The sequence below is a fragment of the Micromonospora haikouensis genome, from assembly GCF_000876225.1.
Lineage (GTDB): Bacteria > Actinomycetota > Actinomycetes > Mycobacteriales > Micromonosporaceae > Micromonospora > Micromonospora haikouensis.
The window spans coordinates 2,518,318-2,535,570 of the sequence record NZ_JXSX01000001.1 but is presented as its reverse complement, the minus strand read 5'-3'; the positions used below and the strand labels follow the sequence as shown (position 1 = coordinate 2,535,570).

The window sequence follows — 17,253 nt, the reverse complement described above, 5'->3', positions numbered from 1 at the left end:
TCATGGACATCGTCGAGCGGCTGGCCGGGGCCCCGCGCATCGGGCTGGGGCTGGCGGCCGTCGGCCGACCGGGCTACATCAACCTGGGCCGGGCCGCCGACCTGCCGGCCGAGCGCTCCGTCGAGGCGATGCGGGCCCGCGCCCACGAACTGCTCGACCAGGCGTACGCGGCCGGCATCCGCTACGTCGACGTCGCCCGCTCCTACGGCCGGGCCGAGGAGTTCCTGGCCCAGTGGCTGCGCGCCCGGCCGGACGCGGACGACGTCGTCGTCGGCAGCAAGTGGGGCTACACCTACACGGCCGGGTGGCGGGTCGACGCCGAGGTGCACGAGACCAAGGACCACGGCGTCGCCACGTTCACCCGGCAGCTCGGCGAGACGCGGGCGCTGCTCGGCGACCGCCTCGACCTCTACCAGATCCACTCGGTCACCCCGGACAGCCCCGCCCTGCGCGACGCGGACCTGCACCGGCGGCTCGCCGACCTCGCCGCGCAGGGCACGGTGGTCGGGCTGTCGACCAGCGGCCCGGCGCAGGCCGAGACGATCCGGGCGGCGCTCGGCGTCCGGGTCGACGGTCGGCCGCTGTTCCGCAGCGTGCAGGCGACCTGGAATCTCCTGGAGCCCAGCGCCGGCCCGGCGCTGGGCGAGGCGCACGGGGCCGGCTGCCTGGTCGTCGTGAAGGAGGCGCTGGCCAACGGCCGGCTCGCCGTGGGCGAGCACGCGCCCGGCGACGCCGCCGCGCTCGCGGCGGCGCTGCGCCAGCCCTGGGCGACCGTCGTGCTCTCCGGGGCCGCGACCGGCGACCAGTTGGCCTCGAACCTGCGGGCGCAGGAGTGCACCGGCGACCCCGACCGGTGGGCGGGCCTGGCCGTGCCCGCCGACCGCTACTGGGCCGACCGGTCGCGGCTGCCCTGGGCCTAGCCTTTGGCCTCGCGCGGTCGGGGCGGGTTCGCCGGGACGACCAGTTCCACCTCGTTCGCCTCCAGGGCGTCCCGCATCTCGGGTGCCGGCATCCGGTCGGTGACCAGGTAGTCGGCGACGCCCAGCTCCGACACCTGGGCGAACAGCCGGCGGCCGAACTTGGACGAGTCGGCGAGGATCGCCACCCGGGTCGCGCGGGAGAGCATCTCCTGCATCATCGCGGCCTCGGCGAGGTTGCTCGTCGTGTAGCCGGCGTCGGCGTCGACCGCGCCGACGCCGATCAGCGCCAGGTCGCAGCTGACGTCCAGCTCGGCGCCGGTGTTGGCGCGGAAGCTGACCGGGCCGACCGTGGCCAGGGTGAGCGAGCGCACCGCGCCGCCGAAGATGTAGATGTCGCGGACGGCCGTGGCCGGCAGCGCGCCGGGCACCAGCAGGTTGTTCGTCGCCACCGTGAGGTCGCGGTGCTGGCGCAGGTTGCGGGCGAGCGCGAGCGTGGTCGTCCCGCCGTTGATCATGATGGTCGAGCCGTCCTGGACCAGCCCCGCGGCCAGCGTCGCGATCTTCTCCTTCTCGCGTTCCTGGAAGGTGAGCCGCTGGTCGACGGCCCGGTCGGTGCGGGAGACCGTGGCGAGGCTGACGGCGCCGCCGTACGTGCGCACGAGGACACCCTCGGCGCTGAGCTGGTCCAGGTCGCGCCGCACGGTGTCGATGGAGACGCCGAAGCGCTCCGCCAGCTCGCCCACCGTGACCTGGCCGGCGTCGGCGACGTACGCGGCAAGCTGGGCCTTGCGTCCGGCGGGCAGGTGGCGCTGCCGTTCGTCCCTGTCCTCGGTCACTGATCTCCCTCCATCAGTGCGGCAGTATGCCACAAATGCGGCCCACCCACGCGCATCGCCGCACAGAACAGCAGGGAGCAGCCCGCCTCCGCAGAGCAGTCGAAGCGGTCTCCACCTGCGTGCAGGCAGGTTCTTCGCGGACCCGCAGGGCAGCCAGTCGACCTTGCAGCGCCGCACTATGCCGCACTCCGCAGTTTTCTGCTGTTCTTCTCTTGTCTCCATCCGTAACACGCTGCTAACGTGGCCGCCAACACAGCACAGAACAGAAAGATCTAGATATAGAAGGAGCCCGCCATGACGACTCGCGCTACCCGGCTGAAGCGACTGATAGGGGCGGTGACGGTGGCTGCAACGGTCGCCACCGTCGCGGCGTGCGGCTCGGGCGACTCGGGGGACGCCGCCGCGGACGGCACCGTCACGCTGGAGTTCGCCCAGTGGTGGGGTGCCGAACTCCCGGCCGGGGACTTTGACAAGATCATCAACGACTTCACGGCGCAGAACCCGAACATCAAGATCAAGCTGCTCAGCGCGCCGTACGCCTCCACCAAGCAGCAGCTCGTCACCGCCGCGGCGTCCAAGACGCTGCCCGACGTGGTCGGCCTCGACGGGGCCTGGGTCAACGACTTCGCCAAGCAGGGCGCGATCGCCGACATGTCCAAGCTGATGACGGACGCGAACTACGACTCCAGCCAGCTCGCCAGCCAGATCCAGCTCGACGGCAAGACCTACATGATCCCGGTCGTCAACTTCGTCTACCCGCTCTTCGTCAACAAGGACCTGTTGACCAAGGCCGGCGTCGCGGACGTGCCCGCCACGCGCAGCGAGTTCCTCGACGCGGCGAAGAAGATCAGCGCCACCGGCGACAACGTCAAGGGCTGGGCGCTCCCGCTCGACACCGCCGTGCCCAACGGCATCCAGAACGACGTCATGTCCTGGCTGTGGGCCTCGGGCGGCAGCATGCTGACCGACGGCAAGCCGAACCTGACCAGCCCCCAGGTCAAGAGCACCGTCGAGTTCGTCAAGAGCCTCAACGACGCCGGCGTCATCGCCCCCGGCTCCCTCACCATGAAGGAGCAGGACAAGGTCGAGAAGTTCACCAACGGCCAGGTCGGCATGATGATCGACTCACTCGCGCACATCAACCTGATCAAGAAGAACAAGCCGGACCTGAACTTCGAGGTGGCGGCCCTGCCGGCCGAGGACGGCTACACCGGCAAGCGCGGCATCCCGTACGCGTCGTGGGGCATCGGCATCTCCAACTCCACCAAGCACAAGGCCGAGGCGTTCAAGTTCGTCTCCTACCTGATGAGCCAGGAGACCAACGCGAAGCTGAGCACCATCGCCAACGGCTTCCCCGGCAACAAGAACGCCGAGCCCGACTTCAGCAACAGCGACCCGCTGTTCAAGTCGGCCTTCGACATCTACAAGCAGGGCTACCCGGCCAACGAGTTCGTCGGCCTGCCCAAGGCCGAGGACCTCATGCGCAGCTTCGACGAGCAGCTCCAGCTCGTGCTGACCGGCAAGCAGAGCGTCGACGACGCCCTGAGCAAGTCGCAGGAGTCCTGGACCTCGGTGATCGGTTAGTCCACCCGGGCGCCGCGCCGGTCCACCGGCGCGGCGCCCGACCAAGGAGACAGCGATGACATCCGCGCACGTCGAGCCCGTGACCGCGCCGCAGGGCGCGCCGCCGGCCGAGCGGGCCACCCCCGGCCGGGCCCGCGCCAACCCGGCCCGGCGCCTGATCCCGTACGCCTACCTGTCCCCCACGATCGTGCTGGTCGTGGTCCTGATGATCGTCCCCATCGTCATGGTGGTCGGCTACTCGTTCCGGGACAACGTGATCGTCCAGGAGAACCCGGTGTTCGTCGGGTTCGCCAACTACGCCAAGGTGCTCACCGACCTGGACTTCCTGGCCGCGTTGAAGAACACCGCCGTCTTCATCTCGGTCAGCACCGTCGCCCACCTGGTCCTCGGCCTCGCCTTCGCGATGATGCTCAACACGCAGTTGCTGAGCGGGGTCACCAAGGCGATCTTCCGGATCGTCTACATCCTGCCCTGGCTGTTCACGATCGCGGTGATCGCCGTCATCTGGCGGCTGCTGCTCGACCCGGCCGGCGTGGTCAACTACGTGCTGCAGACGCTCGGCCTCGTGCAGGAGGGCGTGAACTGGCTCGGCGACCCGGGCACGGCGCTCTGGGCGGTCACGTTCGCCAACATCTGGTCCGGCTACCCGTTCTTCATGATCAGCCTGCTCGCCGCGTTGCAGGGCATCTCCGCCGACCTGTACGAGGCCGCCGCCGTGGACGGGGCCGGCCCGCTGCGGCGGTTCCTCAACGTGACGCTGCCGCAGCTGCGGCCGGTGATCGTCAGCATGGCGGTGCTCGACCTGATCTGGACCTCCCAGCAGTTCGCGCTGATCTGGATGATGACCGGCGGCGGGCCGCTGAACACCACCGAGATGCTCAGCACCTACACCTACAAGCAGGCCTTCAGCGAGTACGAGTTCGCGAGCGCCTCGGCCGCCGCCGTGATCGTGCTGCTGCTGACGATGGTCCTGGCCTTCTTCTACGTACGCCAGCAGCAAAGGGAGCGGTGAGATGGCAGGCGTCAAGCGGAGGCACACCCTCGCGAAGGCCGGCGTCGTCACGGGGCTCGTCCTCGGCGGGCTGTTCGCCGCCCTGCCGGTGCTGTGGATGCTCTCCACCTCGTTCAAGAGCAACGGGGAGGTCTTCGGAAACCCGCCGCAGTTGATCACCGATGGCTTCTCGTTCGACGCGTACCGGGAGATCCTGGGCAACGGCGAGCAGCTGCGGTTCTTCCTCAACAGCTACATCGTCGCGGGTGCGGTGACCGTCCTGACGCTGCTGGTGGCCGTCCTGGCGGGGTTCGCGTTCAGCCGCTTCACGTTCCCGTTCCAGCGGACCATCAACGCCGTGATCGTCAGCGTCCAGGCGGTGCCGCCGATCACGCTGGTCATCCCCTACTTCGGGCTCGTCGTCGCGCTCGGCCTCTACAACACCTACGCCGGGCTGATCCTCACCCACATGGTGTTCACCCTGCCGTACGCGATCATCATGACCACCGCGTACCTGAACACCCTGCCCAAGGAGCTGGACGAGTCGGTCAAGGTCGACGGCGGCACCGGCTGGACGGCGCTGTGGCGCATCCTCGTGCCGATCTCGGTGCCCGGCCTCATCGCGGTCGGGGTCTACACGTTCATGATCTCGTGGAACGAGTACCTGTTCGCGCTGACGCTGACCCGCACCAACGACATGCGCACGGTGCCCATCGGCATCCAGCTGCTCATGGGCCAGCACTCGTACGAGTGGAACCAGATGATGGCGATGAGCATCCTCGGCTCCATCCCGGTCCTCGTGCTCTTCCTCCTCTTCCAGCGGCGCTTCATCGGCGGGCTCACCGCCGGTGCCGTGAAGGCCTGACCACACCCTCTGCACTAAGGAGTAACACCGACATGCTGACGACCGGCAAGGCGATCCTGGACGTCGCCAACGAGCACAGCTTCGCCGTGCCCGCGTTCAACATCAGCGACTGGGCCATGTTCCGGGGCATCGTGGAGATCAGCGAGGAGAAGAACGCTCCCCTGATCGTCGGGATCCACCCGGACGAGGTGCGGCACATCGGCCGCGAGATGATCACCGGCATCATCGAGCGCGCGCACAGCTCGACCGTCCCGATCGCGATCCACTGGGACCACGGCGCGACCTACGAGCAGATGCTCCAGGCGTTCCAGTACGGCTTCACGTCCGTGATGATCGACGGCTCGCTGAAGCCGTTCGACGAGAACCTCGCCATCACCAAGAAGGTCACCGACTCCGCGCACGTCCTGGGCGTGTCGGTGGAGGGCGAGCTGGGCACGATCGGCGGCAACGACAGCTACGCCGAGGCCGGCGCGGCCGAGATCATCTACACCGACCCGGACGACGCGGTCACCTTCGTGAAGACCACGGGCGTCGACAGCCTCGCCATCGCGATCGGCACCTTCCACGGCTTCTACCCGGCGCACCTCAAGCCGGAGCTGAAGCTCGACCTGCTCAAGGAGATCAAGAGCCGGGTGGGCATCCCGCTGGTGCTGCACGGCGGCTCCGGCAACCCGGACGACGAGATCCGCGAGGCCGCCCGGATCGGCATCAACAAGATCAACATCTCGACGGACATCAAGGTCGCCTACCACGACAAGATGCGGGAGGTCCTGGGCAGCGACTCGAAGGTGCGCGAGCCCAACGCCATCCAGCCCGCCTGCCTCGACGCCATGAAGGAGGTCGCCGCGCACAAGATCGACCTGTTCGGCGCCACCGGCAAGGGCGCGCTCTACTGACATGGCCGACGCCTCCCGGGTGGTCCTCGGCCTCGGCGGCTGCGTCGACCAGGAGTTGACGCTCACCGCCGACGTCCTGGAGCGGTTGGTCACCGACTACGGCATCGCCGCCGCCGAACTGGCGGCACCGCCCAGCGCGGTGCACGGCGAGCGGGACCTCGTGGTGTCCATCCTCGGCTACGTGGCCCAGGGCCGGGGCGGCGAGCACTTCGTCGCCGCCGCCCCGGCCCTGGAGACCTTCGCCGGCCGGTTCCCGCACCGCACGACCCTGGGCGGCACCTCCGTGCGGGCCGGGATCCTGCTCAGCCGGCTGGGCGTGCCGTCGACGCTGCACCTGGTCAGCGTCAACGACACCGTCCGGCGGCTGCTGCCGGCCGGCACCGCGTACGTCTCCAGCGGCGTCGCGGACACCTACCATCCCCACCTGATCGTCCAATACCACCAGGGCCTGCGGATCCGGGCCGGCGACATCGACGTCACCGCGCCGTTCCCCAACCGGCTGATCTACGTCAACGACCCGGCCAACAGCGCGCTGCTGCTCACCGGCGACCTCGGCGACCGGCTCGGCCACGCCGACGTCTTCCTGATCTCCGGCTTCAACGCCATGCGCGACGCGGCCGAACTCGACCGGCGGCTCGCCGAGCTGCGCGCCCACATGCGGCGGCTGCCGCCTGCGGCGGTGACCTACTTCGAGGACGCCGCCTACCACGAGCCCGGCTTCAGCCGCCGGGTCCGCGACGCGCTGCTCGACGCGATCGACGTGTACGGGCTCAACGAGGACGAGCTGCAGTCCTACCTCGGGCGGTCGGTGGACCTGCTTTCGGCCGACCAGGTCGCCGACGCGCTCACCGCCGTGCACGCCCTCATCCCCGCGCCGACGCTGGTGCTGCACACGAAGTACTGGGCGGCTGCCTTCGGCACGAACGCCCGGCGCTACGCCGATGCCCTCGACACCGGCACCCTGCTGGCCGCGACCCGCTACGCCCACGGCGACGACTTCACCGACGCCGACGTCGACCGGCTGCGCCGCCAGCCCCGCCGGCCCGAGTCCGTCGCCTTCGCCGCCGCGCTGCACGAGCGGCTCGGCGACCGGGTCCACTGCGTCCCCGGGTTCGCCCTCGACGTCGCCAGCCCCACCACCATCGGCCTGGGCGACACCTTCGTCGGCGGCTTCCTCGCCGCGCTCGTCCGCCAGGAGGAACGATGACCATCGAGGCGCTGCCCGCCAACCAGCCCGAGGCGTTCTACCGGGGCGCCGGCCGGATCGCGCGGTTCCGCGACGCGCCCGCGCTGCCCGACCGCCCCGAGGACTGGGTGGGCTCGGTGACCAGCCGGTTCGGGCTCGCCCCGGCCGGGCTGTCCACCCTGCCCGACGGGCGGGTGCTCGCCGACGCCGTCGCCGCCGACCCGCGCTGGTGGCTCGGCCCGCAGCGCACCGACACCGGCGTGCTGGTGAAGCTGCTCGACGCCGGCCAGCGGCTGCCGCTGCACGTGCACCCCGACCGCCGGTTCGCCACCGCGCACCTCGCCTCCCCGTACGGGAAGACCGAGGCCTGGGTGATCGTCTCCGCGCGCCCCGACGCGTACGTCCACCTGGGTTTCGCCCGCGACGTCGCCGCCGACGAGCTGGCCGGCTGGGTCGCCGGCCAGCGGGTCGACCGGATGCTCGCCGCCACCAACCGGATCCCGGTCGCGGCCGGCGACGCGATCCTCTGCCCGGCCGGGCTGCCGCACGCGATCGGCGACGGCATCCTGCTGGTCGAGGTCCAGGAGCCGACCGACTACTCGGTGCTGCTGGAATACGAGGGCTTCGGCCTGACCGAGGGGCACCTCGGCCTCGGCTACGACCTGGCCCTGGACTGCGTCGACCGGGGCGCGTGGACGCCGGAGCGCCTCGCCGGGCTGCGGGGCGACGGGGCGCGGCTGCTGCCCGAGGCCGCCGACGAGTTCTTCGCCGCCCACCGGGTGCGCGGCGGCGACCGCCTGGCGCAGGGCTTCGCCGTCCTGGTCGTGGTGGCCGGCGCGGGGCGGCTCACCGGCGAACGCGACGATGTGCCGGTGCGCCGGGGGGACACGCTGCTGGTCCCGTACGCCGCCGGCCCGCTGCGCCTCGACGGCGCGGTCGAGGCGATCCGCCTGGCGGCACCCGCCGGCCACGGCGGCCCCTGAACCCGCTTGCCGGCCCCACCGGGCTCCCCTACTCTTCCCTTCGGCACCTCCCGGTGCGCAGGCAACGGCTACTTCCGCTTCCAACGGGGAGACGCGGGTTCGAATCCCGCCACCGCCTCTCGGCGGTGTCGACCAGCGGCCCAGGTCACCTTGGCCCGCGAGGGCCGGTCGCCGTCGCCGCTCTGATCTCGGGAGGCGTCGTCACGCCGCACACCCGGTGCGCAGGCAACGGTTACTTCTCGGATCCGCGGGTTGGGGGTTCGAGTCCCCCGCACGCCCCGGCGTGCTAGCTCAACCGGACAGAGCAGCGGACACAAGTCCGTCGCCGACTTCGACCTCGGGTGTGCGGTGTGCCGGCGTCTCCCCACCTTCGACCGACACGGGGGACGTGATGGCCAGGTTCAACCTCAAGCTGCGCCGGCGCCGGCACGGGGCCGATCGCCCGGCCGCCGAGGCCATGACCGCCGAGGGCGGCCCGGGGTTCCTTCGCGGGCAGCGGGCCGAGCTGTTCCTGCTCGCGGTGTCCAACATGGTCGGTGCCGACACCTTCTACGAGGCCGCCGCCGACCGGGACGCCCGGTTCCGTGAGCTGGTCGCCGCCGTCGCGGTCGCCGACCCCGACTGGTTCGCGCGGTTCGTGCCGTGGCTGCGCACCGGCGCGCTGCTGCGCTCGGCGTCCGTGGTGGCCGCGCTGGAGGGCTCCCGGGCGCAGGTCGCGGCCGGGGTGCCCGGCTCCCGGGCGGTCGTGGGGGCGGCGTTGCAGCGCGCCGACGAGCCGGGCGAGGCGCTGGCGTACTGGCTGGGCCGGCACGGCCGGGCCCTGCCGAAGCCGGTCAAGCGGGGCGTCGCCGACGCCGTCGTGCGGCTCTACCACGAGCGCAGCCTGCTCAAGTACGACTCCGACGGCGACGCCGTGCGGTTCGGCGACGTCATCGAGCTGACCCACCCGGTCGCCCGGGACGCGCGGCAGGGCGACCTGTTCCGGCACGCCCTCGACCGGCGGCACAAGCGCGACAACCCGCTGCCGGAGTCGCTGACCGTGCTGGCGGCCCGGGCCGAGCTGATGGCCCTGCCCGTGCAGCGGCGGCGGGAGGTCACCGACCCGGCGGTGCTCGGCGCGGCCGGCATGAGCTGGGAGGCGCTCGCCGGCTGGCGGCAGGCCCCCATGGACGCCGCCGCCTGGGAGTCGATCATCCCGACCATGGGCTACCTGGCGCTGCTGCGCAACCTGCGCAACTTCGACCAGGCCGGCGTCGGCGACGCCGTCGCCGAGGCGGTGGCGGCGAAGCTGACCGACCCGGGCGAGGTCGCGCGCTCGCGCGTGCTGCCGATGCGCTTCCTGTCGGCCTACAACGCCGCGCCGAGCCTGCGGTGGGCGTACCCGCTGGAGCGGGCGTTGCAGCAGGCGTTGGCGAACGTGCCCGCCCTGGACGGCCGCACCCTGATCCTGATCGACACGTCGGGGTCGATGAACAGCACGTTCAGCCGGGACGGCACGCTGCGCTGCTGGGACGCGGCCACCGTGTTCGGTCTCGCGCTGGCCGCGCGCGCCCGGGACGCGACGGTGGTGTCGTTCTCCCACGCCAGCCGGGTGTTCCCGGCCGTGGCGGGCGAGTCGGTGCTGGCGGCGGTGCGCCGGTTCCGCGAGGGCGGCTACTTCTACGGCGGCGGCACCCAGACCGAGCAGGCCATCCGGCGGCACTACGCCGGGCACGACCGGGTGGTCGTCCTCACCGACGAGCAGGCGCACTGGCACGCCGCCCCCGACGTCGCGCACGCGGTGCCGGCCCACGTGCCGACGTACACCTGGAACCTGGTCGGCTACCGGGTCGGGCACGCGCCGACGGTCGGCAACCGGCACACGTTCGGCGGCCTGTCCGACGCCGCGTTCGCGATGATCCCCCTCGTCGAGGCCGGGTCCCGCGACCGGTGGCCGTTCTGAGCGGCGCGAAACGAGGGGCGGGCCCCGGTCGATCGTCAGCGATCGACCGGGGCCCGTCGGTTGGAGCGGCGGATCAGGCCAGGTCGAACCGGTCGAGCTCCATGACCTTGGTCCAGGCCGCGACGAAGTCGGCGACGAACTTCTCGCGCGCGTCCTCGCTGGCGTAGACCTCCGCGAGGGCCCGCAGCTGGGAGTTGGAGCCGAAGATGAGGTCGACCGCCGTCGCGGTCCACTTCACCTGGTCGGTGGCCAGGTCCCGGATCTCGTAGACGTGCTCCTCGGACTCCGACGCCTTCCACCGGGTGCCCGGGGAGAGCAGGTTGGTGAAGAAGTCGTTGGTGAGCACGCCCGGCCGGTCGGTGAGCACGCCGTGCGCGGTGCCGCCGACGTTGTTGCCGAGGGCGCGCAGGCCGCCGACGAGGACGGTCATCTCCGGCGCGGTCAGGTCGAGCATGTAGGCGCGGTCGACGAGCAGCACCTCCGGCTGGGTCTTCTCGCCCGGGCGCAGGTAGTTGCGGAACCCGTCGGCGCGCGGCTCCATGACCCGGAACGACTCGACGTCGGTCTGCTCCTGCGAGGCGTCGGTGCGGCCCGGCCGGAACGGCACGGTCACCTCGACGCCGGCGTCGCGCGCCGCCTTCTCGACGGCGGCCGAGCCGGCCAGCACGATCAGGTCGGCCAGCGAGATCTTCGCGCCACCGGCGGCGTTGAACTCCTGCTGGATGCCCTCCAGGGTCGCCAGGACCGTCGCGAGCTGCTCGGGCTGGTTGACCTCCCAGCTGCGCTGCGGTTCGAGGCGGATCCGCGCGCCGTTCGCGCCGCCGCGCTTGTCGGTGGAGCGGAAGCTCGCGGCCGACGCCCAGGCGGTGGAGACGAGCTGGGCGGTGGTGAGGCCGGAGGCCAGGACCTTCGCCTTGAGGGCGGCCACGTCGGCGTCGCCCACGAGGTCGTGGTCGACGGCCGGCACCGGGTCCTGCCAGAGCTGGGCCTCCGGCACCCACGGCCCGAGGAAGCGGCTGACCGGGCCCATGTCGCGGTGGAGCAGCTTGTACCACGCCTTGGCGAAGGCCAGCGCGAACTCGTCGGGGTGCTCCAGGAAGCGGCGCGAGATCTTCTCGTACGCAGGGTCGACGCGCAGCGACAGGTCGGTCGTCAGCATCGTCGGCTTGTGCTTCTTCGCCGGGTCGTGGGCGTCCGGGATGATCGCCTCGGCGTCCTTCGCGACCCACTGCTTCGCCCCGCCGGGGCTGGTGGTCAGCTCCCACTCGTAGCCGAAGAGGATCTCGAAGAAGCGGTTGCTCCACTCCGTCGGCCGGTCGGTCCACGTCACCTCGAGGCCGCTGGTGATCGTGTCGCCGCCCTTGCCGCTGCCGTGGGTGCTCAGCCAGCCCAGGCCCTGCGCCTCCAGCGGGGCGCCCTCGGGCTCGGGGCCCACGTGGTCGTCGGCGACGCCCGCGCCGTGCGTCTTGCCGAAGGTGTGGCCGCCGGCGATGAGGGCGACGGTCTCCTCGTCGTCCATCGCCATCCGGCGGAAGGTCTCGCGGATGAAGTGCGCCGCAGCGGCCGGGTCCGCGTTGCCGCGGGGGCCCTCCGGGTTGACGTAGATGAGGCCCATCTCGGTCGCGCCGACGCCGGGCGTCATGTCCTTCTCGGAGGCGTAGCGCTCGTCACCGAGCCAGGTGTCCTCCGGGCCCCAGAAGATCTCCTCGGGCTCCCACACGTCCTCGCGGCCGAAGCCGAAGCCGAAGGTCTTGAAGCCCATCGACTCCAGGGCCACGTTGCCGGCGAGCACGAGCAGGTCGGCCCACGAGATCTTCTGGCCGTACTTCTGCTTGACCGGCCAGAGCAGCCGGCGGGCCTTGTCGAGGTTGGCGTTGTCCGGCCAGCTGTTGAGCGGGGCGAACCGCTGGCCCCCGTCGCCGGCGCCGCCACGGCCGTCCTCGATGCGGTAGGTGCCCGCCGCGTGCCAGCTCATCCGGATCATCAGGCCGCCGTAGTGGCCGAAGTCGGCCGGCCACCAGTCCTGCGAGGTGGTGAGGGTCTCGACGATGTCCCGCTTGAGGGCCTCGACGTCGAGCTTGGCGAACTCCCTGGCGTAGCTGAAGTCGGCCCCCAGCGGGTTGCCCTTGGGCGACTGGGCGTGCAGGACCGACAGGTCGAGCTGGTTGGGCCACCAGTCGCGGTTGGTGCGGGGACGACCGCCCGTCTTCGGCTTCGGCGAGTCGATCGCCGGGTTCTCGCTCTCGCTGCCCTGCGCGGTCACGGAGTCGTGCGCGACCGGGCAGCCGGCCGCCTCCTTCTTGTCCACGCCCTGGGCGCTGACGGGCGCGTTGTCCTGGGTGTCGCTCATCGGTTTCCTTCCGGACTGGCTGGTCACTGGGCGGTGCGTTGGGTTGGCTGGGCGGTGCGTGCGGTCGCGCAGCCGGGGCAGGTGCCCCAGTAGACGACCTCTGCCTCGTCGACGTCGAAACCGTGATCGTCGGAGGCGGTGAGGCAGGGTGCATGGCCGACGGCGCAGTCGACGTCGGCGATCGCGCCGCAGGAGCGGCACACGACGTGGTGGTGGTTGTCCCCCACCCGGCACTCGTACCGGGCGGTCGCGCCGGCGGGCTGGATGCGCCGCACCAGACCGGCGTCGGTGAGCGCCCGGAGCACGTCGTAGACCGCCTGGTGGGAGACCGTGGGCTGGTCCGCCCGGACCAGGGCGATCACCGTGTCGGTGTCGACGTGCGGGTGGTCGCGCAGCGCGGCGAGCACCGCCAACCGGGGCCGGGTCACGCGCAACGAGACCGCCCGGAGCTGGGTCTCGAAGTCGGGCGTCACCCCCCGAACCTAGCCCACTCTTCTGGAATCAATCAAGTTTTCCGTCGACTCAACCCGCATATTTCGCCGCAGATCCATCCGCCGGCCACCCGCCCCGCCACGACGGTGGCCCCCGCAGCGGCGCCGCTGCGGGGGCCACCGTCGTGGCTGCCGGGGCCCCGGCTCACCGATCGGCGATGCCGTACTGGTTGGCCAGGTGCCGGACGTAGACGAGCACCCCGACCAGGAGCCCGATGTCGTCCAGGTAGATCGGATCCGGCAGCAGGTCCAGCGGGCTGAGGGCATAGACCACGCCGGTCCAGAAGGCGATCTTTCCCTTGACCGGCATCAGGTCGCTCCGGATCAGCGATCCGACCCGGACCAGCTTCACGAACAGCACTATCGACACGACCAGCAAGGTGATCAACGTGATCGCCAGCGCGACCAGCAGCAGCACCATCGACGTCCGCACAGTCCCTCTCCCTCCGTGGGCTCCTACGGCCATCCGATCCGACGCCCGGCTTCCCGCGAAAGGCGCGCCATGCTGCGATTCCGCTTCCGGGCCGCTTCCGGTGGCCGGCGTGTCGGGCACCCGGGAGCCACCGCCCCCGGCCGCCACGCGGTCCTGCGCCGACCGGCCCGGTGCCGCCGGGCTCAGCCCGACGTCGCGCCCAGGTGGATGAAGCCCGACCAGGCGAACGGCTTGGCCCAGCGCGGTCGCATGCTCAGCTCGCGCAGCTTCGGAGGCATGGTGCTGGGGGCGAGACGGTCAGGGTCCAGCATCCACAGCTGGGTGGCCCGCAGCGCGGCGGCCGGGGGCAGTCCCCGGTCGCGGAGGAAGTGATGGATCATGAACATGGCGAGCGAGGTGGCGTCGTCGTAGACGGCCCAAAGGCTGCCGACCACCGACCGTGCGCCGGCCACCAGGAAGGCGGTGGCCAGGCTGAACACCTCGTCGTAGTCGGCGCCGGTGAGGCCGGTCTCGCAGGCGGCGAGCAGCACCAGGTCGACCAGAGCCGCCCGCTCCCGGCCCAGGTCGAGCAGTTGCCCCGCGGTGAGGTGCTCACCGCCGGCCAGCTCAAGCCGCGACTCCCACGGCCGTTCCACCTCGACCGTGCCGTGACAGCCCAGGTGCAGCAGACGGCGCTGACCGCCCGCCGGTCGGACCAGCCAGTCCCGCAGGCGGGCGACGGAGGCGTCCGGCCCCACGTGCAGCGGCAGACCCGGGTAGAAGGCGTTCCGGACCGCCCTTGCCTCCCCGCCGACGCCCTGATCTCCGCCCGGATCGCCGATCATCAGGGCATCGGTGACCCGACGTTGGCGACCACCGGCGACCGTCTCCGCGCCCTGGCACAGCAGGCGGGCCGACGGGACGTAGGAGATCTCCAGATCCTGCACCGCGTAGTGGGGCACGCCCCGTTCGAAGCGGCGGGCGGCGTGCCAGGGCACCACCCCGAGCGGGCCCATCGGCACCAGACCGATCCGGGGCACCGGTCCCCCTCGCTGCCGGCGCAGGTGTCGCATCAGTGGGTCCATGGCGGCCCGCCACCCCCAGTCGCAGAGCGACTCCAGGTGGTCCCGCCAACGGACGGCCGCCTCGGCGCTTCGCTCCTCCGGCGCGTTCTGGCGTTCGCGCAGCGCCCGCAGATAGTCCCGCAGTTCCCCGGCCCCGCTGCGCAGTTCCGCGCTGCCCAGTTCCGCGCTGCGCAGCACCGTGACCGCACCGTCCGCCGGCACCAGCACCAGCAGCCCGTCCTGCCGGCCCGGGCCGGGGACGAGATAGGCCAACAGGTCGAGCCGCTGCGCGCGCAGGGCGGCGCGGATCTCCGTCAGGGACGGCGGGTCGAGCAGGGCCACGGCGGCGCCGGTCGGGAGGCCCGACCGGCGGGACCTGGCCACAGCCTCGCTCCCCACCGGCTGCCGACCCGGCTCGATCCCGGTCAACACCCGTAGCACCTGGTGCCGCAGGTCGTCCGGAACGATCCCCGCGTCCAGCGCGCCCGCACCCACGACAGCGGCTGCCGCCTCGGCCGCCCGGTCCGCCTCGCCCCATCGCCGGGCCAGGTCGCTCCGGCCGGCCGCCCGCAGCATCGCCGGCACCGACCGCGCGGCGGTGCTGGCGTAGAGCACCAGACCCCGCCCGGCGTCCAGGGCCCGGACCGCTTCGTCGAGGGCGCCGTCGTGGACGCACTGCGCCGCCGTGTACACCGCCTCCGCGGCGGCCCGCGCCGCGGCGGTGACGGCGTGCTCGGTACGCGACTGCAACAGGGTCTGCCAGGCGTACCCGCGCAGCACGGCCAGTCCCAGTTCCCGGGCCCGACGGTGGTCCGCGCCGAAACCCCCGGAACGCAGGCGGAGCGCCTCGGCCAGCCGCCGGACGGCACCGGGCCATCGGGCGGCGTAGGGCCCGCCGATGACGCCGAGCGCCCGCTCGCCCTGGCGCACCGCTTCGGCGGCGTCGGCGCGACGTCGGGTGAGCCGGGCGAGGTCCAGCCGTATCTCGGCGAGCAGCTCCACGGCCGGTTCGATCACCAGGGTGCCGGCAGCGGGATCGCCGAGCAGCCGCTCCACCTCGACGGCCGCCTGCCGCAACACGGCGGGATCGCCCCGGTTGGCCCTCCAGCGGCCGGTCACCGATGACAGGACCATCATCTGGCCGAGAGCCGGCACGTCGAGCGTCGGGCCCGGGCCGGTGGCCGCCGCAGGTCCGGCCGGCCGGGTCGCGCCGCGATGGGCCGCCGGCCCGCCCGGTCCCGGAGCGGGGCGGGCCGGCGCGCCCCGGACCCCGAGAAACGACTCCATCATGTCGACCAGCAGCCGGCTCTGCTCGTCGCCGGGATCCTGCTCGGCCATCCGCCGGGCTTCGTCCAGGAGCCGGCGTTCCAGTTCGGGGCCCTGGCCGGGCCGGCGCAGGTCCGTCATCATCGCGGCCAGTCGACCGACGAACGGGTCGGCGCTGGCGGCCAGCGCCGCCTCGGCCCGGTGCTGGGCCGCCAGGTCACCGGAGCGGTGGGCGTCCAGCAGGACCAGAACCGGCAGCAGCTCCCCCGCCAGGCGGGAGAAATTCCGCCCTAGTTCGCCGGATTCGTCGGTGAGGCCCGCCTTCAGCAGCCGGTCCAGATCGTCCGCGCCGGCGTACGGGTCAGGCTCGCCCGGGACGACGCCCGACGCGTCGAGCAACCGCTGCCCCACCGCCAGGCCGAGCCGGACGGTCGCCGGCAGGTCCTTCGCCCGCCGGCCCTGCTCGTGGAGCTGCCGCCACACCGACGGCGGGAACAGTGGACGCCGCTGCAACCAGAACGGGAGGGCCGCCAGCGCCAGCACGGCGGCCAGCCAGTCGCGCGGATCGGACGGCTCGGCCGCCCGCCACGCCTGGTACGCCTCGGTGACCGCGGCCGGCCGGGACCCCACCACCGTCTGCCAGTCGGGGCCCGAGAGCATGAGAGTCAATCGCCGGAAGTGCAGCTCCAGGACGACCTGCGGGTCGACCCCGGCGGCCTCGGCCAGCCCGGCCTCGGCCAACCGGATGCCGGCCTCCCGCAGCTCCGGCCGGCCAGTCTTGCTGTGCAGCTCGCCGCAGAGCCGGGCCAGCGCCCCGGCGAACCACGACCGTTCGGCCGGCTCGATCAGCGTCATCGCCCGGTCGACCGCGGCCACCAGCGTGGGGCCCTGCGGCGGAGCGCCGGTCAGCACCAGCGCCCAGGCCAGCCGCGCGGCGCCGAGGGCGACCACCGGCTCCGGGGGCAGGGACCAGACCGGGCCGGCCAGCAGCTCCACCGCCGAGCGCAGGTCCTCCGGCCGGTCACCGTCGGCCAGGACGAGCCCGAGATGGAGGGCGACCATGTCCCGCTCGGGTCCGGCGGGCAGCGCGGCGCAGGCGCTGCGGTGCCCGAGCAGTTCCGCGCGGAGTTCTGCGGCCTCGGGGACGTCGTCGTCGGCCAGGGCGACGTAGCGGTGGAACAGCTCGACCACGTCGGCCAGGAGGGTAGACCCGGCCTGGGCCGGGCCGGTCGCGCCCGGCCCCGTGGTGCCGAGCGGGACGCCGGGGTCGCATCCGGTCACGGCGTGCCGGCCGACGTGTCGGCGGACTGCACCACCTCGACGGCGAGCCAGACGGTGAGCGCCACCAAGGCGAGCAGGGTGAGGATCTGGACGACGATGAGCACGGCCCGGCCGCCGCGGTAGCCGGGTGGGATCGGTTCGGTGGACATGTCAGCTCCTGTGGTCGGTGCGGGCCGGCCCTTGGTC

14 protein-coding genes are annotated in these 17,253 nt (G+C 72.3%); 8 read left to right on the top strand and 6 right to left on the bottom strand.

Annotation, left to right across the window (positions count from 1 at the left end):
* Positions 1-2 precede the first annotated feature (2 nt).
* Positions 3-920, top strand: a complete 918-nt coding sequence (locus TK50_RS11120; RefSeq protein WP_043962665.1) for an aldo/keto reductase — start codon at positions 3-5, stop codon at positions 918-920.
* Here TK50_RS11120 and TK50_RS11115 read toward each other — a convergent pair.
* On the bottom strand, positions 917-1,756 hold the full coding sequence (locus TK50_RS11115) for a DeoR/GlpR family DNA-binding transcription regulator (RefSeq protein ID WP_043962664.1): 840 nt from the start codon (positions 1,754-1,756) through the stop codon (positions 917-919). The genes TK50_RS11120 and TK50_RS11115 overlap by 4 nt on opposite strands.
* A gap of 294 nt (positions 1,757-2,050) precedes the next feature.
* On the opposite strand from TK50_RS11115, the gene TK50_RS11110 reads away from it, so the two are divergent.
* From TK50_RS11110 to TK50_RS11080, 7 genes are all read left to right on the top strand, one after another.
* Positions 2,051-3,340: an ABC transporter substrate-binding protein gene (locus TK50_RS11110; protein WP_043962663.1), complete on the top strand. Its 1,290-nt coding sequence runs from the start codon at positions 2,051-2,053 to the stop codon at positions 3,338-3,340.
* A gap of 55 nt (positions 3,341-3,395) precedes the next feature.
* A complete protein-coding gene (locus tag TK50_RS11105; RefSeq protein WP_077936965.1) occupies positions 3,396-4,352 on the top strand; it encodes a carbohydrate ABC transporter permease in 957 nt (318 codons plus the stop codon).
* A 1-nt stretch (position 4,353) separates the two neighbouring features.
* The gene (locus TK50_RS11100; protein WP_043962662.1) at positions 4,354-5,196 is read left to right on the top strand and encodes a carbohydrate ABC transporter permease; all 843 of its coding nucleotides are present in this window, start codon (positions 4,354-4,356) and stop codon (positions 5,194-5,196) included.
* A gap of 32 nt (positions 5,197-5,228) precedes the next feature.
* Positions 5,229-6,092, top strand: a complete 864-nt coding sequence (locus TK50_RS11095; protein ID WP_043962661.1) for a ketose-bisphosphate aldolase — start codon at positions 5,229-5,231, stop codon at positions 6,090-6,092.
* A 1-nt stretch (position 6,093) separates the two neighbouring features.
* A complete protein-coding gene (locus tag TK50_RS11090) occupies positions 6,094-7,299 on the top strand; it encodes an ADP-dependent glucokinase/phosphofructokinase (RefSeq protein ID WP_043962660.1) in 1,206 nt (401 codons plus the stop codon).
* Positions 7,296-8,261, top strand: coding sequence for a class I mannose-6-phosphate isomerase (locus TK50_RS11085; RefSeq protein WP_043962659.1), 966 nt, complete (start codon positions 7,296-7,298; stop codon positions 8,259-8,261). The genes TK50_RS11090 and TK50_RS11085 overlap by 4 nt, the downstream gene beginning before the upstream one ends.
* 391 nt (positions 8,262-8,652) lie before the next feature.
* Positions 8,653-10,203: a TROVE domain-containing protein gene (locus tag TK50_RS11080; RefSeq protein ID WP_043962658.1), complete on the top strand. Its 1,551-nt coding sequence runs from the start codon at positions 8,653-8,655 to the stop codon at positions 10,201-10,203.
* Between the two features lie 73 nt (positions 10,204-10,276).
* On the opposite strand, the gene katG is transcribed toward TK50_RS11080, so the two are convergent.
* The 5 genes from katG to TK50_RS34125 all read right to left on the bottom strand — a co-directional run bounded on the left by katG (position 10,277) and on the right by TK50_RS34125 (position 17,216).
* The gene (katG, locus tag TK50_RS11075; protein WP_043962657.1) at positions 10,277-12,553 is read right to left on the bottom strand and encodes a catalase/peroxidase HPI; all 2,277 of its coding nucleotides are present in this window, start codon (positions 12,551-12,553) and stop codon (positions 10,277-10,279) included.
* A gap of 23 nt (positions 12,554-12,576) precedes the next feature.
* Positions 12,577-13,026 carry a Fur family transcriptional regulator gene (locus TK50_RS11070; RefSeq protein WP_043962656.1) on the bottom strand — a complete coding sequence of 150 codons (450 nt, stop codon included), beginning with the start codon at positions 13,024-13,026 and terminating at the stop codon, positions 12,577-12,579.
* Positions 13,027-13,189: 163 nt separating this feature from the next.
* Entirely contained in the window at positions 13,190-13,477 is a 288-nt protein-coding gene (locus TK50_RS11065) for a YkvA family protein (protein ID WP_144082590.1), read from the bottom strand.
* Positions 13,478-13,659: 182 nt separating this feature from the next.
* Complete coding sequence (locus TK50_RS35405; protein WP_052503687.1) at positions 13,660-17,067, bottom strand: CHAT domain-containing protein; 3,408 nt, start codon at positions 17,065-17,067, stop codon at positions 13,660-13,662.
* A complete protein-coding gene (locus TK50_RS34125) occupies positions 17,064-17,216 on the bottom strand; it encodes a hypothetical protein (protein WP_158499163.1) in 153 nt (50 codons plus the stop codon). The genes TK50_RS35405 and TK50_RS34125 overlap by 4 nt, the downstream gene beginning before the upstream one ends.
* Positions 17,217-17,253 lie beyond the last annotated feature (37 nt).

What these genes read in the sequence shown, in the direction of transcription:
- TK50_RS11120 (WP_043962665.1), top strand. Translation starts at nt 3, where the DNA reads ATGGACATCGTCGAGCGGCTGGCCGGGGCCCCGCGCATCGGGCTGGGG.
- TK50_RS11110 (WP_043962663.1), top strand. Translation starts at nt 2,051, where the DNA reads ATGACGACTCGCGCTACCCGGCTGAAGCGACTGATAGGGGCGGTGACG.
- TK50_RS11105 (WP_077936965.1), top strand. Translation starts at nt 3,396, where the DNA reads ATGACATCCGCGCACGTCGAGCCCGTGACCGCGCCGCAGGGCGCGCCG.
- TK50_RS11100 (WP_043962662.1), top strand. Translation starts at nt 4,354, where the DNA reads ATGGCAGGCGTCAAGCGGAGGCACACCCTCGCGAAGGCCGGCGTCGTC.
- TK50_RS11095 (WP_043962661.1), top strand. Translation starts at nt 5,229, where the DNA reads ATGCTGACGACCGGCAAGGCGATCCTGGACGTCGCCAACGAGCACAGC.
- TK50_RS11090 (WP_043962660.1), top strand. Translation starts at nt 6,094, where the DNA reads ATGGCCGACGCCTCCCGGGTGGTCCTCGGCCTCGGCGGCTGCGTCGAC.
- TK50_RS11085 (WP_043962659.1), top strand. Translation starts at nt 7,296, where the DNA reads ATGACCATCGAGGCGCTGCCCGCCAACCAGCCCGAGGCGTTCTACCGG.
- TK50_RS11080 (WP_043962658.1), top strand. Translation starts at nt 8,653, where the DNA reads ATGGCCAGGTTCAACCTCAAGCTGCGCCGGCGCCGGCACGGGGCCGAT.
- katG (WP_043962657.1), bottom strand. Translation starts at nt 12,553, where the DNA reads ATGAGCGACACCCAGGACAACGCGCCCGTCAGCGCCCAGGGCGTGGAC.
- TK50_RS34125 (WP_158499163.1), bottom strand. Translation starts at nt 17,216, where the DNA reads ATGTCCACCGAACCGATCCCACCCGGCTACCGCGGCGGCCGGGCCGTG.